This window comes from Weizmannia acidilactici, assembly GCF_008974185.1.
GTDB classification, from domain to species: Bacteria; Bacillota; Bacilli; order Bacillales; family Bacillaceae_C; genus Weizmannia; species Weizmannia acidilactici.
Genome location: NZ_BKZP01000080.1, coordinates 1 through 1,559, shown reverse-complemented (window position 1 = coordinate 1,559; position 1,559 = coordinate 1). Strand labels below are relative to the sequence as shown.

At 53.1% G+C, this 1,559-nt stretch carries 1 protein-coding gene; it reads right to left on the bottom strand.

Features of this window, described 5'->3' with window-relative positions; genetic code table 11:
- Window positions 1–43: 43 nt before the first annotated feature.
- Window positions 44–1,534, bottom strand: coding sequence for an acyl-CoA carboxylase subunit beta (locus BpJC4_RS15735; protein ID WP_253724340.1), 1,491 nt, complete (start codon window positions 1,532–1,534; stop codon window positions 44–46).
- Window positions 1,535–1,559: the final 25 nt, after the last annotated feature.

Below are 1,559 nucleotides of genomic sequence, written 5' to 3'. Positions count from 1 at the left end.
AAAAAAGCAGCCGCGCATCAGCCTGCAGCTGCTTTTTTCATCCCTAAACCGGATACACCGGATGTTTCGGTGCGGATAAATCCTCATACTTGGAGCTGTACATCTCCAGCCGCCGCTCCAGTTCTTCCCGCAGTTCATTCCCTGGCACAACCGCATCCACCACCAATTCAGAAGCGAGCCGGTAGACATCAATATCCTGCTGGTATTCCGACCGCTTTTCAGTAATGAACGCCGCCCGTTCACTTTCCGGCAGCGCCGCGATTTTATTGGCATACACCGCATTCACCGCAGCTTCAGGGCCCATCACCGCTATCGACGCTGTCGGAAGCGCAATACAGCAGTCCGGTTCGAACGCTGGGCCTGCCATCGCATACAATCCGGCACCGTACGCTTTACGGACAATGACCGTCAATTTCGGCACGGTCGCTTCACTCATGGCAAAAATCATTTTCGCCCCATGGCGGATGATGCCGGCCCGTTCAACTTGCGCCCCGATCATAAAGCCCGGCACATCAGCCAAAAACAAGAGCGGGATACGGAAAGCGTCGCAAAGGTGGATAAACTTTGCCGCTTTATCAGCGCTGTCGTGGAAAAGCACGCCACCTTTCACCCGCGGCTGGTTGGCAATGATCCCGACAGGCCGGCCGCCAATCCGCGCCAGACAGGTAATAATTTCTGCGGCAAATCTCTTTTTGATCTCGCACATCGACCCTTCGTCAATGATCCGTGCAATCAGCTCGTACATATCAAAAGGGGTATTTTGATTTTGCGGAACCAATTCCTCGATCGTTTTTTCAAAAACGGCCGGCGCCTTCGCTTCCGTTTTCTCCGGTTTTTCGGAAAAATTGCTTGGGAAATAGGTTAAGTATTTTTGCACATAACGGATCGCTTCTTCTTCCGTTTTCACCAGAACATCGCCGCAGCCTGACACCGTGCAGTGCATTTTTGCGCCGCCCATTTGTTCCAGCGTGACCTTTTCCCCGATCACCATCTCCGCCATGCGCGGCGAACCTAAATACATGGATGCATTGCCTTCTACCATGACAACTATATCGCAAAACGCCGGAATATACGCCCCGCCGGCAGCGGATGGCCCGAACAACAGACAGATTTGCGGCACTTTTCCAGACAGGCGCACCTGGTTGTAAAAAATCCGGCCCGCCCCTCTTCTCCCTGGAAACATTTCAATTTGGTCAGTAATCCGCGCCCCGGCGGAATCAACAAGATACAGGATCGGGCAGCGCAGTTTTTCGGCCGTTTCCTGGATGCGGATGATTTTTTCAACCGTCCGCCAGCCCCACGACCCGGCTTTTACTGTAGAATCATTTGCCATCACGCAGACGGTACGGCCACCGATTTTTCCTATTCCTGTCACCACGCCATCCGCCGGCAGATCCCCGGCGAGCACATTGGCAAAAAGCCCGTCCTCAGCCGCAAGCCCTTCATCCAAAAGCAGTTCCAGCCTTTTACGGACAAACAATTTGCCCTGCTCCCGGTCTTTTTGGTGGTATTTTTCTTTGCCGCCCTGTAAAATCTCCGCTTTTTTACTTGCATAATCC